The sequence below is a fragment of the Thalassospira sp. genome (assembly GCF_048059015.1).
Taxonomy (GTDB): domain Bacteria; phylum Pseudomonadota; class Alphaproteobacteria; order Rhodospirillales; family Thalassospiraceae; genus Thalassospira.
Window position 1 is genome coordinate 306,697 of record NZ_JBLLNT010000004.1, and the last position, 14,489, is coordinate 321,185.

The following is a 14,489-nucleotide window of genomic DNA, read 5'->3' on the forward strand; positions in this document are numbered from 1 at the left end:
ATCACTGTGCAACATCAGATCGACGGTTTTCAGCGCAAATACAGATGAATTACGCTCCCCCGCCCCCCATAAAACACAGACCGGCATTGCGCAAACAACATCACACCCTCACCGGGAAATTGCCCAACAACACTGGATTTTTCACCCCATCCATGCCATATTAGGAACCTGAATTTATCAAGCACCTGATCGCGCAGGGATTTGCCGCGCCCTTTGTGCTTGAAAAAGTGTCACTCACGCATGATGTGTGTAGGGCACGGCTCTCAAAGCTTCGTCCAGGGAGGACGTTTATGGATATCACCATTGGTGGCCTGTCATCCCAACAATCGGGCGCGTCATCGCGTTCCGCACAATCTTATCTGCCCGGCCAGAGCGACTTTGAAAAGACCGGCAATAACGGCACGTCCGCCTTTGCGGCCGCGACGACCGTTTCGCTGTCTTCCGCATCGGCAAACCGCCTGACCACCGATCAGGTTGTCTCGGCGATTAATGAAAGCCTGAAATCAACCGGCCTGTCGCTTGGCAATGTTGATCCGGCTGACTACACGCCAGAAGCCGTCGCAAACCGCATTCTTGCCCGTGTTGGCGATCTGATTGCATCCAATGCAAGTTCGGAGGCCGAAGCACGTGAAATCTTTGATCAGGCCAGCGAAGGTATCCAGCGCGGCCTTGATAATGCCCGTGAATTCCTCGAAGGCCTCGGTGCGCTCAATGAAGAAATCAATGGCAATATCAACGAGACCGAAGAACGCCTGAACGAAGGCCTTCAATCCATCGAGCAGCGCCTGACCGAACTGTTTAACAGCAGCGCGTCAGAAGAAGCGGCCGAGGCATCAAGCCCGGAACGTGACGAGCAGGTCCTGCAATCGCAGGTCACCCAGACCGCACAGGCCAGCCAAGCCTACGCCGAAGCCGGCAGCAACGCCCAGCGCAACGCGCCGCGCTACGGCACCAACGGCTAACTCCTCCGAACATTTCGTTCGAACAAAAAACCCGGCTCCTTTGGAGCCGGGTTTTTGTGTAATCAGCTCTAAAGCTGTGCCTTAGCACTACTTGGCTTTCTGATTCGGCAGTGAGCGCAATCCAACATCACCCTTAAGCCAGCAAGATCAAGAAAGAAGCTTCACCTAAAATAGAAAAATAATAGGAATCACATCTTTAAGCTTAACGAATTGCGCATCCATGATTAAAGTTGCATACAAACAACCCTAATCATGTTCTGGTTTTAAAATGGCTTTAATTATGGATAAAAACACTAAAGGTGCATGGATCATACACCATGGCCGCAAAATCCATGGAAACACCAACGGCGCAGCGGAGTACTCTGCGATTGATCTTGCTGCAAAATCTGCAGGATTGCTGTCTCGAATGGCAGGCTCAGACCAAGCAGAGTTGCCGCACGACACAGTCGTGACCTTAGCAAGAGTTGGCGGCCTAAATCCTAAAACAGAGCTGAATGCCTGCTTAGAGCAGCTAGAAAACCAAAAAGTTATTGATCGCTCTGCCAGCGGCACAGTAGCGGTACTCGGTGTTACCCCCCAAACAGCATTAGCGCACGCGAGCGACTTGTATGATCGCAATGAGCCAAACGCCTTTGAGAACGCATCACTAGGTATAGGAGAACTGGTTTCAACTTCTCCTATACTCCTATCGAATGCGTCGGAGTTCATCAGTGACACTTATCGGATCAGTGGTCACGAAACTAACGAGTTTCTTGAACAAGCATCGGCTCTTGGCTTTATCGATAGCGATGGTGACAAAGACGACCCTCTGTTATTCAACGGCAATTTATTCCGCCGTGATACTGTTTCCAAAACAAAGAAGGTACTGGACTCGCTATCAAGTGCCGAACAGGTGAAGCTTTCCGAGTTTGAAGACACACTTCGCAGACAGGGAGCAGTCCACCTGAACGAAGCAACGACCCAACTGGGAGAAACACTGCTCGCCAAACTTCGCTCCGCAGCGGTTTTTGACGAGAACATAGTTTCAAATGAAGCTGGTGATCACAGCTACATTACTTCCCCAGGAGCATTCAACAAGTTCGTAAACCCTCTGGTTGATGATGCATTTGACCATGCAAAAGCTCTTGTCGCAGCACTCAGCTATGGAATGACACGAAGTGCTGCAAACAGAGGTAAGATCTGGGGAGTGAACTTTATCCTCCGTAAATTGGTAAACGGTGAATGGGTTGGGCCAGTGACTGCTATCGGAAAGGACTATCGGGCCCTTGAGCTTGAACGAGTGGTCCAAACGCGAAGGCAAGGATATGGTTACGTTATGCGTCTCCTAAAGAGAGAGGTTGGCGAAATAGCCCAACAAGTGCTAGCCATTGGAAAGGCTAGTGATGGAGGCCTGACAGACTTTCCGAGTGCGCAGGTAACTGGTTACACGGCGCCAGAAGCAGCAAGGACTGCCTTCAAAAAACGAGCTGATTTACAGCCAACTAATACACAAATGCGCTCGCTAATTAGCGCAGTGCGCAGCGGTGGGGGCCTATGATGGCAGCAATTAACAAAGGGCAGAAAACGGAAGAAGTGTTGCGGTCCTACTTCCTTCGCGCAGGCTTCTTCGTTGTTAGAGGGGTCCAGTTAAGGTATGGCGGATCCGACCTGACTGATATTGACTTGTGGATTTACGAACGCTCAGCAACTCTTGCCCGCCGCCGGACAATTATTGACATCAAGGACAAACAGAGACCTCAAGCAATTGAACGTCTGTTTTTTGTCAACGGCGTAGCAAAAGTCATTGGGGTAGAGGGCGTCGGCATTGCCACAACAGATAGAAACCCTGCTCTCCGTGAACTAGCTCAGAAACACCGCGTCCTTTGGATAGATGGCGACGACTTGAAACGGCTCAAAGGCAGCAGTCAAGTACAGCAAGCTGATCGACTTAGTGAAGAGGACTTACTGGAGCTTATCGCAGAAGTTGACAAGCAGCGCAGTGGTAGCAAAGAGCTTAAAGACCGTTTTGAAGAGGCGAAATCGAGCATAGGGGACCGATTTGGCGCCCCATCAGCAAATCTGTCCATCGAGAGCTTTCATTTTTTCGCAGATGCAGCGATCAAATCTCACCCCTCTTCACCAAGCGCATTAGTATTGGTACGACTGAGCCTCTTGATGGCCGCATATGCTGCAGCTTCCTTGGATTTTGCCTCTGCTGACGCAGCACTACGCCCGCTCGATGAGAGAATTGCGACGATGGCGAACGGCATTAGGTTTGGTGCTAGCGCATCCGACACCTACGAAAAACTGGATTGGATGGTAAATGCGCTACGAGAGTATGCACCTCAGTCGAATAATATGGGACTGGACATAAAGAAACGCATTCTTGAAGACATAAAGCGCGTACCTGCTGAAGGGCTTGCCGAAGTAACAGTCAAGTTGAGCAACACAAACAAGCTTTTTACAATTGCTAGAGAACTCGAATGGTACGCTTACTCAAAGTCGTCACCTAGTTTCGACAGCCTGCCTACCGAAGCAAAAGGCTTTATAGGAGCACTACTTGATTTTTGCGGTCATAGCAGAAAGAACTTTGCGCACGCAGCTCCCCCTAAACAAGCAAGTGATGAAAATCGTTTCAAGGCGGAGGGGACAAGAACTGGGAGAGACTTAGCTCAAGAAAAGCTGCTCTGACATACATATACGCAAAACCTAAACCAAAATATTCCGGCAATTTTCCTGACACCGAGTTCTGCAACACAACCAAGAAATCTGACAAAAAATGGGCTACCATTAGTTTCTATCGTTGCAAAACAACCGGCGGCATCAATTTTCTCCGGTTTATATGTGAATTGGCCGCTGCTTGATTACCTGTGCTGATCCGGTGATCTTGAGTTCATCACCGAATGGTCTGACTTTCTGTAGGATTGACCACCAAGATTGCGTCCATGATCATCCGTCACCCGAAACAGCTTCTGCCCCGCGAACTGAATACGGGCAAAAGCGTCTTCGGCCATGAAGCCGGAGACAAAGGCCATGAAGGTGACGAGGAACGGGCTGATGTCGATCTGACCGGAGCCGTCCGGGCCGCCTTGGCTGACCATCAGCATCCCGGCTTCGGCGCAGAGGAAGATGGCCATGGCCGCCGCAATCCCCTCGCCGGTCATGACAAGCAATCTTGCCGCCGGGTTGAGGCTTTGGCCCAGTTGCGCCCATCCGTGGGTGGGCGATGGCGCGCCAGACGGTTGTGCGTCTTCTGCCTCAGTCGTGTTGTCATCTGGTTGCGTGTCGGCGTGTCGCGCCTGTGCAAAGTTCTGTCTGGTGAAGGCAACCACGGCGCCAAGTCCGCCTGCGGCGACTGTCACCAGCAAGGTCAGCATGATGGTGGGAAGCTGGATCAGATAGGACAGGATGCGTCCGACCGGATGTTGAAAAAGCGCGACGAGTGACAAGGTTTCATGGCCGAAATCCTCGTCCTGACGTTTGATTTCGGCCTGTATTTCCGCCAGTTCGTTTTGAAGGCCATTGCGGAGTTGGGCGGCATGTTGGGCCTCGGCCCTGATATTGGCCCATTCGATCTGCGCGCGTGCGCTTTTTTCATCAAAGGCCATCATCGTACTTCGGATCGCATCGACCTGGCGGGCCACCGTTTCAATCAATCCTTCGGACGCAGCGTGGGTGAATTTCGGATCATCAAGAAGTGCGTGAAGGTCAGACATGATCTTGATCCCGTCCGCCCGGCGTTTTTTATCCGCATCACTTTCCCCGACCGGGACATCAAGCATTGGCATCGCCGTTTCCTGACTGGAAACGAATTGATAGGCCGCATTCATCACTTCAAGGAAGCTGTTGGCAAATTCCGCCTCAAACGCCTGGCGGTTATTGGCGACCGTCGCGCCAAGGCGGGAATAGCTGTCAAACGCATCCCACCAGGCGGCAATCGCATCCTTGCGCAGCGCCAAGCCATGCCGGGTATTTTCAAGCGCGTGGGCATCCATGGCGCGAATATCGGTGCGCAATTTTGCGACATCTTCGCGCAAATTGGCTTCGTGAAAGGCCTGTAACACCAAACGTTCCAGCGTGCCCGGTGATGTGATGCCAAGCTCACGGCGCAATGTATCGCGCTGGATATCGGCGGTAAATCCGGCAAACAACGTGATGACAAACCCGAAATAAAGCACACTGGTGAGCGCAACCAAAAGACTCGCCCCCGCCAACCGCCAGATATTTATGCCGTCTGCTGTGTGACTTTTCATATGCGCCCGCCATCATTGCATTATGTCTATCGACGCTATGGGTAAATCCCTGTGAGAGACCAAAAAACACCGCTGATGGCTTTTCATCCCCGCCGCTTTGATCCTATTGTGAGATCACGGATCACATGAAAAGAGCCCCACATGACCGCAACCCCATCCGCACCAACCACCACCACCTGGCACAATCTTTCATCAGACTGGATCAATTGGGCAGACCGCCTTGCCCCCGCAGCCGAAAAGATCAATCGCCATTTGATCGAGGCGGTTGATCTGGACGGGTTAAAGACGATACGCTCTGGAGCGGCCCTGGATGTGCTGGATCTGGCATCCGGCGTGGGGGAGCCTGCCTTTTCCTTTGCCCGTGCGCTGGCTGGCGGGGCGGGTCATGTGACGGCGTCTGATATTGTGCCGGAAATGTGTGATGGCTTGGCCGCGCGCGCAGCAGAAGAAGGCATCACCAACCTGTCGGTCATCCCGGCCGATATGGAAAAGCTTCCCTTCCCCGATCAAAGCTTTGATGCAGTGTCATGCCGGTTTGGTGTGATGTTTTGCACTGATCCGGACCAGGCATTGCGCGAAGCCCACCGCGTCTTGCGCGATAATGGTCGGGCGGCCTTTATGGTCTGGGCACCGTTGGTCGATAATCCGCTTTTTGCCGCAATGGATGCGGTATTGGGCAATATCCTTGGCATCGGGTTTGAGGCCGCCGGGCTTGATCCGTTTTCCTTTGGCAATCCCGATCAATCGATGATGCGTCTTGAGGCCGCTGGATTTACAGCCATCGAAGCCACCAGCCACAGCCCCGCCGGGCGCATCCCGGAAAAGGCAGCCTTCTGGAAGCCGCAAATGGATATGCTGTTTGGCAATGTGTTGCGGGGTGCATCCGACATGGACCGTGGCGCGATTGATGCGGCGATGTTTGAAACACTTTCGCCCTATATCGAAGACGGGCATTTTCAGGTTCCGATTTGTTTTCATGTGCTTAGCGGAAAACGCGCCTGAATAACGCCTCTACGCCTGCGCAAATCGGGGCGCAAAGCCAAGCATTCCTGAGCCTAACGCATGGTTGCATGCGTGGATTTTTGCTTGCCTTTTGGCACATGCCATGGCACACCGCCCGCCTTGGAAGGATGATCCTTCCCCTGTCGTAGCACCAGGTTAAAAACACGAAAGACATAGAGTTATGAAGACGATTGTCGTCTGCTCTGGCGGACTGGATTCCGTCACGCTGGCCTATAAGGTCGCGCATGAGCACAAATTGCATTCCCTGATTTCGTTCGATTATGGCCAGCGCCATAAAAAGGAACTCGATTTCGCCGCCCGCACCGCGCGCGATCTGCGTGTGAAGCATCACATCGTTGATCTGACCCCGGTGGGTGCGCTTTTGACCGGATCGTCGCTGACCAGCGATGATATCGATGTTCCCGATGGCCATTATGCCGAAGAAACCATGCGCATCACCGTGGTGCCCAACCGCAATGCCATCATGCTGGCCGTTGCGTTCGGGGCTGCGGCCAGTGCCGGGGCAGACGCGGTTGCCGCCGCCGTCCATGGCGGCGATCACTTCATTTATCCTGATTGCCGTCCCGATTTCATCAATGCGTTTCAGACCATGCAAAACCATGCGCTTGAAGGGGTCAAGGACGTCTCGCTCTATACCCCGTTTGTGAATATCTCAAAGGCCGATATCGCGGCTGAGGCAGGCCGTCTGGGTGTGCCGATTGATCAGACCTGGTCTTGCTATAAGGGCGGGGAAACCCATTGCGGGCGCTGCGGCACCTGTGTTGAACGCCGCGAAGCGCTTGAGCTGGCGCGCGTCAAGGACACCACCGTTTATCAGGATCGCGATTACTGGAAACAGGCCCGCGCTGATCATATGGCGCGCAAGCTTTCTGATAACGCCGCCCAGTAATAGCAACAACTTCCGTGCCGTATGGATAGATGGATGCCCGCCTGCGCGGGCATGACGTCAGAGCGCCCGGCATCATCGGTGTCGCACCGTCATCCCCGCGCAGGCGGGGATCCCGATCCAAATGCTCCATACCGCATGGCCTGAACGACTTTGAAAGTAGATTGATGTTCACCATCACCAAACAATTCGCCTTTTCCGCCAGCCATCAGCTTTGCGGCCTTGAAGAAGACCATCCTTGTGCGCGCCTGCATGGCCATAACTATATTGTCGAGGTGGAGCTTAAGGGTGCCACCCTTGATGCCCGTGGTTTTGTCCGTGATTACCGCGAACTCGGCCCGCTCAAACGTCTGATCGATGACGAGTTCGATCACCGTCACTTGAATGACGTGCTGGGTCACGATCATCCGACCGCCGAACAGCTTGCCCTGTTCTTTTACGAATGGGCGCATGATCGCTGGCCCGAAGTTTCCGCCGTGCGTGTATCCGAAACCCCCAAAACCTGGGCGGAATATCGTCCATGACGGTTCTTGATCGCAATCTTGCCGACATGTCCGAAACACGCGGCAAAATCCGCATATCGGAAATCTTTGGCCCGACCGTGCAGGGCGAAGGTGCGCTGATTGGCGTGCCGACCGTGTTTGTCCGCACCGGCGGCTGTGATTTTCGCTGTTCGTGGTGCGATACGCTTTATGCGGTCGATCCGGCCTTTCGCGCCGACTGGAAACCGATGAGTGCCGCCGAGGTATTGGATGAAGTCAAAAAGCTTTCCGGTGGTCAGCCGATCCTGATAACGCTTTCGGGCGGCAACCCGGCGATCCAGCCACTCGGCAGCCTGATTGCCATGGGCAAGGAAGAAGGGTTCACCTTCGCAATTGAAACCCAGGGCAGCATCGCCAAGGACTGGTTTGCTGATCTGAATTTCCTGACACTCAGCCCCAAACCGCCCAGTTCCTCCACCAGTTTTGACAAGGACGCCTTGGCGGCCTGCATTGATGCGGCACAGGCCAATGCCATGCTTGATGGTCCGGCAATTACGTTGAAATTCCCGGTCCGCGATGAGGCCGATCTGATGTTTGCCGATTATGTGAGGAAGCTTCACATTGGCATTCCGGTCTGCCTGCAACCGGTCAATACCACCCCCGCCGAACCGCACCCGGATGGTGCGGATGGCGTTGATATCGAAGGCCTGACCGAACGCTATCGCTGGCTGGTTGATGAAGTCGCCAAACGCAAATGGTTTGATGTCCGTGTACTGCCACAATGGCATGTGCATGTCTGGGGCAATTTGCGCGGGGTGTGACCGGCCCCGCCGCTCCAACGCACCGGCATCGGCCCTGGCACAGTCCTGGCCCAATCCTTGGCCCCGACCCGGTAACGCCTGAAATGCCGCCGCCCCCGACGCCACTCGATATCACTGATGCCACCCGATGTCGGCCATCGCCGCCCGTCGTGGCCGATCGCGACCAGCCTTCAGAAAATATATTTTATCCGAAATTAACCAGCCTTTTCCTCACATTCGCCCCAAAGGGTGGATCAATGCCCGGTTGGCGCATTTGCTATTTGCTCTGCGACGCCCCACTTCCCAATAAGCGGGCGCGCTTTGCGCCGGCAATTGGAAAGTTCAAATCATGTCATTTCGCAGTTTTTCGACGAGCCACGCAAACGCGGGCGCGAAGCCCGGTGCCAAATCGGCAGATAGCGCTTCGGTCCCTGCTGCACCCCCAAAAACCGAAAACCCGCCTGCCGCGACCAAACCGGCCCCGCATCAGGGCGCAAATGACTGATACACGCTGGCGGAGGTCCCCCTCCGCCTTCGTCTTTTTATCCCGCGTTTTTTGAGATTCCTGACCATCTGGGAACCGCCAGTTTCCATCTCCATAAAGGGCTGACATCATGTCGATCAGCAGGATGACGCACAAAACCGTGACCTTTGCCCATCCGTTTCATCTGAGCGGATTTGACGATCTGTTTCCACCGGGAAGCTATGTGGTCGATACCACCGAAGAACTGATCGAAAGCGTGTCCTTTACCGCCTATCGCCGGGTTTCGACCGACCTGCATCTGAAATGCAAACATAACGGCATGATGGTCGACCGCATTCTGACCGTCAGCCCGATTGATCTGGATTTTGCCCTAAGACAGGATGCCGATCCTAATCGCCCTGAACTGGAATGAGGCGAATTTTCGTCCGGCAACACCAGATCACGTCGTCACCGCATCACACAAACCACATCACACAAGCCACGTACCCCGTCAAAAGCTGATTGTTGTTAGCACGCACTTCACAAACCTGCTGCGCGCATCGATTTTCACCGCAGGTTGTGTTTTGGCGGAAAAACACCATATATAATATATACACTATGGCTGTTTACAGACATGGTGGCCTATATGGCGCCGTAATCATCAGGCCTGCACATCACGAGCAAATGTTACAGGCGACCGCGCCATCCCGAATGACCCGAAGTGATCGGGGATTGCGGATCGTAAGCACCCCAAAGGGTGAACACTCAAAACAACACCAGATCCGCACCTTCAAGGTCATCTTCTGGATGCTCGAAGGAGCCATGATCATGAGCATTACCCGCACAACCCATCGCACGGTGACGTTCTTTCATCCGTTCCATCTGCCAGGCCATGCCGGATTGCTTCCGGCTGGCGAATATGAGGTCGATACCTTTGAAAAGCTTGATCCCGATGCACCGATGCGCCGCTATATCAAGCTGGAGTGTCACGTCCATCTCTGGTCCGAACAAGACAAGGTCGACGGGGTGGATATCCTGAAAGTCGAACCGGTCAAACTGGAAGCCGCACTCGCGCTTGATTCCGATCCGTTGCGCGAAGACGAACGCATCCAGATGATCAAATCCTATGGCGGCCGGCCTGAAAACCATGCGGCCTAGTTTGACCAATCAGGTGATATTTCAAAAAATGAGGATCCCTCACCTTTACGATGATCCGGGGAGATAGCAAAACGGGCAGAGAACGTACACCAAACGTACTTCAATAGATCGCGTCCCAGCGCCTCTGCCCCAATGCGCATCACGGTAACCAGATCACGGGTTTAAGCCACCCGTTTTCCTGAAGAAGTTTCACACCTTCAAACACCGGCCCTGCCGCCAGAAACCAGATCGCATCGCGCGTGGTGGTTAAAAACAGTCGTGGCTTACAGACAAGCGTTTCCTCATCGCGCCAGCGAAACCAGGTCGGACGAAAACGCGGCACGGTATTCATATAGCGCCCGAATGCGCGGCCAAACCGTTCGGCGAGCATCGCCTCTTCGCGCAAAACCACACTGCGAAACACCAGCCAGCATAAAACCGAAAACAGCAATCCCATCACCACGCTTCCGGTCTGCGCCCCCACGCCAAACGCACCGATGAAGCTGAAGACATAAAGCGGGTTGCGCGACATGGAATAAGGTCCGGTCGTCACCAACTCGGTCTTTTTGCGTCCACCGATATAAAGCGAACACCAGCCGCGCCCGAAGATACAGACGCCAATCGCGGCAAGGCCCAATGCCTCAATCAGGTCATGGATTTGGCTGTGCCGGCTTGCCAGTGACTGGCTGACCGCGACCAGGGCCAGCAATCCAACAACACCAAGCCGAAGGACCTGTTTGCGTTTACGCTGAATGCGTTGCAGATCCTCGGAACTGGGTGCGGCTTTGGCTGATCGCGCTTGCGATGAGGACGGGGACGGCACGGCAGTGGATTGGGACATATCGACGGACTCCTGCATGAATAACTGCAGAAGCCCTATCGTCAAACGGCTGGGTTTGGCGTCCTATGCTGCGCATCCGGTCGTTCGGATGGCTTTTCGGACGCGGCCTGTTGGCCCGCATTCCCGGCTGTTTCAGCGGCTTCATCCTGCTTGCGGGCGGCTTCGCGCACCGCACTTGGCGTTTCACCGGTGATTTTCTTAAATGCCAGATTAAAGGTCGATTTTGAATTGAACCCGACGCTGAGCGCGATATCCAAAATCGTCCGGTCCGGTTCCAGCAACAAGACCGCGCGGGCTTCAGCGATACGGGCACTGTTGACGAAATCAAAGAAGCTCTGGCCGATATGATGGTTCAACACATAGGACAGCTGATTGGGCGTCACGCCCACCGCACGGGCAAGCTTTGGCAAGGACACCAGCGGATCAAGCAGGATATCACCGCGCTTCTGAATGTCTTTTAGCTGTGCGACCGCGCGGTCCACTCCATCCTCATCGAGAAGCGGACGGACAGCCGAATTGCTTTCGGTCCTCGCATCATCATTGCTTGCCGCGACAGATACCGACACGATTTCAGGCTTCGAAGGCTGCGATACGCTTGGGGTAGTCGCAGCAGACTGGGCACGGCTTGATGCGTAATTATCGCCTGCCCGTTCGGCTTCTATATCCGCATCGGTCGGCCAATCGCCCATAACAAACAGCGCGGGTCGGGTGGCGATTTCATAGGACATGGCAAACAGCACCACGACAAAGGCGATTTCAGTGCCAAACATTTCGGTATTTTGCGGCAGGTAAATCTCGACAATTCGACCAATCGCAACCGTGATGAAGACAAGCGTCAAACCACCAAGGATCACCCCGATCCAGCGGCGCATCGTGTCACGATCCGCGCCAAGCTGTTCCTGGGTCTGTTGGAAATAGCGGCACGCCACCCGCCACAGCATCGCAATATAAAGCGATATCTGGACAAAAATCGCCGTCCAGCAGAACCCGATCACAAGTTCACGAACACTGATCCCGCCGGGCAGCACGGCCCCATACCCGCCATCATGGGTCACGACCCAGGCAATCAGGTTAAAGACGATTAATGGCAGGACCGCATGCACCCAGGGATGGCGCGACGGGTTGCCGGATATCTCGCGGAAGTACAGATAGATCGACGGCGCTATGACGAAATTGATCGGGCCAAAGAAGATATTGAGCACCCCATTGATCTCAACCGGGATGAATTGTTCGACCACGTCCTCGATCAGGTTGCACGCAATGGCGAGGATAAAAATCATCATCCAGCGGTTCGCGCCAAAGGCACGTGCACCTTCTGATCGCAAGATAAGGCACAGGAAGATCGCCTGTACCAACCCGATCACGGCAACCGTGATGCTTACATAGTCCATCCAACCGGTCATTCCGGCACGCTCCTGATCAATTCCATCCAACCTGCTGATCCAAGCTTTACCCGCCAGACCAACTATATCGTTTCAATAGGCACAATCGGACACAATCGGCGTCCGACTATGCACAAACGGACGCAAACACCCGCATTTTACGACACTTTCCGGTTTATCGAGCCACCCCGGATCGAAAAAACCGACATGCGGTGTAACACGAAGCGGGGCTGGATCGTCGAGATAGAAACACTGTCACAAAAATTTCTATCATATTTAATTGACTGTATCGAACTGATATATGATAGTCCGACATATATCGGATTGATATAATCGTTCTGGCACCTTCCCCCGCTGGTACGAAATCAGTCCGGGGGAAGTTAACAAGGACACTGAATAAAACATGGACGTACGCACACTATGTCTGGGCGCCCTGATGGGTGGCGAAGCGACAGGATATGAAATCCGCAAGATGTTTGAAGATGGCACGTTTAGCCATTTTCAGATTGCGTCGCTTGGCTCGATCTATCCGGCACTGACAAAACTGACCCAGGACGGGTTGGTGACATTTGTTGAACATGAACAGGAAAACCGGCCTGACAAAAAGATCTATCAGCTGACGTCTGAGGGTCGCCGTTCTTTCCTGCGCACGCTTTTGCAAACGCGCCCGGCCGAGGACCGCTATCGTTCAGATATTCTGTTCATGCTGACTTTCGCCGAGGAAATGCCGATTGAGCTGACCGAGGCCCTGATCGATGAATTTGCCGCGCGCCACGAACTCATGGCATCGCAGATCGATCCGGAAAACAAGGAAAATCGCCAGCCCAATCGACCTATGGCCTTGATGATGCAGGTGCGCCCAAGCCGGGCTGCATGTTTGTCGCAGGGTTAGGTCAGGCGATGTGCGAAGCCACCCTGAAATTCATCAGGGAAAACAAACAAGGCCTTCTTGAAGAATTGCGAAACTTCAAGGCCAACAAGACCAAATAGGGTGCAAAAGCCCCGCAAAGAACCAGAGCAAACTCGCAGAAGAATACGTGCCTAAAAGTGCCAAGACGCATTCCGCCACCGGAATATTTGAGGGAACAGGAACATGAACGCTTCACGCCTGATAGCCATTTTGCTGGTATTGGGAACCGTTGTCTGGATTGGCAGCGCCTATTTCGGCAGTGATGCCGAAGAACAGGCCGCAGCCACCGAAGGTAACGCAGGTGAAAACCCAACCACGGCAAGCACTGGCGACGCCCCGGCCAAACCGCATGCAAGTGTCCGCACCATCACCAGCAAGGCTGTTGATCACGTCGATTACCTGCGCATTTCCGGTCGTACCGAAGCGGTCATTTCCGTTGACATCAAAGCCGAAACCGAAGCACGCGTGACCGAAATTGGCGCGACCAAGGGTCAAAAGATCACCAAGGGTGACCTGATCGCCAAACTGGCCGTTGACGACCGTGCCGCGCGCGTTCAAAAGGCCCGCGCCCTGGTGGCCCAGCGCGAACTCGAACACAAGGCCGCCAAAAGCCTTGCTGAAAAGAACTACCGTTCGAAAACCGGTGTGGCAGAAACCCTCGCCCTTCTTGAAGAAGCGCGTGCGGATCTGATCATTGCCCAGACCGAACTTAACAACACCGAAATCCGTGCACCGTTTGACGGTATCGTTGAAACCCGCCCGGCCGAAGTTGGTGATCTCTTGTCGATCGGTGATCCGGTTGCAACCATGATCCAGGCTGACCCGATGCTGATTGTTGCCCACGTTCCGGAACATTCCATCGGTGCGATTGACCTTGGCCAGCTTGCCAGTGTCACGCTTTATGATGGCACAGTTTACAACGGCATCGTTCGCTACACCGCGCGTGTGTCTGACAACAATACCCGCACCTTCCGCGTCGAAGTCGAAATCGACAATGCGGATCTTAAGATCCCCGATGGCATGACCGCCGAACTTGAAATCCCGGTCGGCACCAAACGTGCCCATCAGGTCACCCCGTCTGTTCTGACGCTTAATGACGAAGGCCAGCTTGGCGTGCGTTCGGTGGTTGATGGCAACAAGGTTGATTTCCTGCCGGTTGATCTTCAGGGCGGCACGCGCGAACGCGTCTGGATTGGCGGTCTTCCGGATCAGTTTGAACTGATTGTGGTTGGTCATGATTGGGTGACTGAAGGTGCAATTGTTGATGTTGTCCATCTTCAGACCGATGCGAATGGCCTGCCGATTGCGCCGAAATCATCATCAGATGATGCGGCAAACGGCACCACGCTTTCGGAAAATTCCGCGCACTAA

General features: G+C 54.0%; 14 protein-coding genes. 11 read left to right on the forward strand and 3 right to left on the reverse strand.

Going from position 1 to position 14,489, the window contains the following annotated elements; all coding sequences use genetic code 11:
• Positions 1–290: 290 nt before the first annotated feature.
• The 3 genes from ACMZ66_RS07955 to ACMZ66_RS07965 all read left to right on the forward strand — a co-directional run bounded on the left by ACMZ66_RS07955 (position 291) and on the right by ACMZ66_RS07965 (position 3,632).
• A complete protein-coding gene (locus ACMZ66_RS07955) occupies positions 291–962 on the forward strand; it encodes a DUF5610 domain-containing protein (protein ID WP_416936128.1) in 672 nt (223 codons plus the stop codon).
• A 280-nt stretch (positions 963–1,242) separates the two neighbouring features.
• Positions 1,243–2,499, forward strand: a complete 1,257-nt coding sequence (locus ACMZ66_RS07960) for a hypothetical protein (protein ID WP_416936130.1) — start codon at positions 1,243–1,245, stop codon at positions 2,497–2,499.
• Positions 2,496–3,632 (forward strand): hypothetical protein, encoded by a 1,137-nt coding sequence (locus ACMZ66_RS07965; RefSeq protein WP_416936132.1) that lies wholly within the window; start codon positions 2,496–2,498, stop codon positions 3,630–3,632. Before ACMZ66_RS07960 ends, ACMZ66_RS07965 begins: the two co-directional genes overlap by 4 nt.
• Before the next feature lie 173 nt (positions 3,633–3,805).
• Here ACMZ66_RS07965 and ACMZ66_RS07970 read toward each other — a convergent pair whose 3' ends face one another.
• The gene (locus ACMZ66_RS07970) at positions 3,806–5,194 is read right to left on the reverse strand and encodes a hypothetical protein (RefSeq protein ID WP_416936134.1); all 1,389 of its coding nucleotides are present in this window, start codon (positions 5,192–5,194) and stop codon (positions 3,806–3,808) included.
• Positions 5,195–5,335: 141 nt separating this feature from the next.
• Between ACMZ66_RS07970 and ACMZ66_RS07975 the strand changes: the two genes are divergently transcribed.
• The 6 genes from ACMZ66_RS07975 to ACMZ66_RS08000 all read left to right on the forward strand — a co-directional run bounded on the left by ACMZ66_RS07975 (position 5,336) and on the right by ACMZ66_RS08000 (position 10,006).
• Positions 5,336–6,196: a class I SAM-dependent methyltransferase gene (locus ACMZ66_RS07975; RefSeq protein ID WP_416936136.1), complete on the forward strand. Its 861-nt coding sequence runs from the start codon at positions 5,336–5,338 to the stop codon at positions 6,194–6,196.
• 181 nt (positions 6,197–6,377) lie between these two features.
• Positions 6,378–7,106 carry a 7-cyano-7-deazaguanine synthase QueC gene (queC, locus tag ACMZ66_RS07980; RefSeq protein WP_416936138.1) on the forward strand — a complete coding sequence of 243 codons (729 nt, stop codon included), beginning with the start codon at positions 6,378–6,380 and terminating at the stop codon, positions 7,104–7,106.
• 29 nt (positions 7,107–7,135) lie between these two features.
• Positions 7,136–7,627 carry a 6-carboxytetrahydropterin synthase QueD gene (gene queD / locus ACMZ66_RS07985; RefSeq protein WP_416936140.1) on the forward strand — a complete coding sequence of 164 codons (492 nt, stop codon included), beginning with the start codon at positions 7,136–7,138 and terminating at the stop codon, positions 7,625–7,627.
• On the forward strand, positions 7,624–8,406 hold the full coding sequence (gene queE / locus ACMZ66_RS07990) for a 7-carboxy-7-deazaguanine synthase QueE (protein WP_416936142.1): 783 nt from the start codon (positions 7,624–7,626) through the stop codon (positions 8,404–8,406). The genes queD and queE overlap by 4 nt, the downstream gene beginning before the upstream one ends.
• 593 nt (positions 8,407–8,999) lie before the next feature.
• The gene (locus ACMZ66_RS07995; protein WP_416936144.1) at positions 9,000–9,281 is read left to right on the forward strand and encodes a hypothetical protein; all 282 of its coding nucleotides are present in this window, start codon (positions 9,000–9,002) and stop codon (positions 9,279–9,281) included.
• 395 nt (positions 9,282–9,676) lie between these two features.
• Positions 9,677–10,006: a hypothetical protein gene (locus tag ACMZ66_RS08000; RefSeq protein WP_416936146.1), complete on the forward strand. Its 330-nt coding sequence runs from the start codon at positions 9,677–9,679 to the stop codon at positions 10,004–10,006.
• Positions 10,007–10,145: 139 nt separating this feature from the next.
• Here the strand turns inward: ACMZ66_RS08000 and ACMZ66_RS08005 are convergent, their stop codons facing one another.
• Both ACMZ66_RS08005 and ACMZ66_RS08010 read right to left on the reverse strand, forming a co-directional pair.
• Positions 10,146–10,826: a methyltransferase family protein gene (locus tag ACMZ66_RS08005; RefSeq protein WP_416936148.1), complete on the reverse strand. Its 681-nt coding sequence runs from the start codon at positions 10,824–10,826 to the stop codon at positions 10,146–10,148.
• Between the two features lie 41 nt (positions 10,827–10,867).
• A complete protein-coding gene (locus ACMZ66_RS08010; protein WP_416936150.1) occupies positions 10,868–12,229 on the reverse strand; it encodes a helix-turn-helix domain-containing protein in 1,362 nt (453 codons plus the stop codon).
• A 382-nt stretch (positions 12,230–12,611) separates the two neighbouring features.
• Here ACMZ66_RS08010 and ACMZ66_RS08015 point away from each other — a divergent pair, with 382 nt between their 5' ends.
• Positions 12,612–13,100, forward strand: coding sequence for a PadR family transcriptional regulator (locus tag ACMZ66_RS08015; RefSeq protein ID WP_416936152.1), 489 nt, complete (start codon positions 12,612–12,614; stop codon positions 13,098–13,100).
• A 201-nt stretch (positions 13,101–13,301) separates the two neighbouring features.
• Entirely contained in the window at positions 13,302–14,489 is a 1,188-nt protein-coding gene (locus tag ACMZ66_RS08020) for an efflux RND transporter periplasmic adaptor subunit (RefSeq protein WP_416936154.1), read from the forward strand.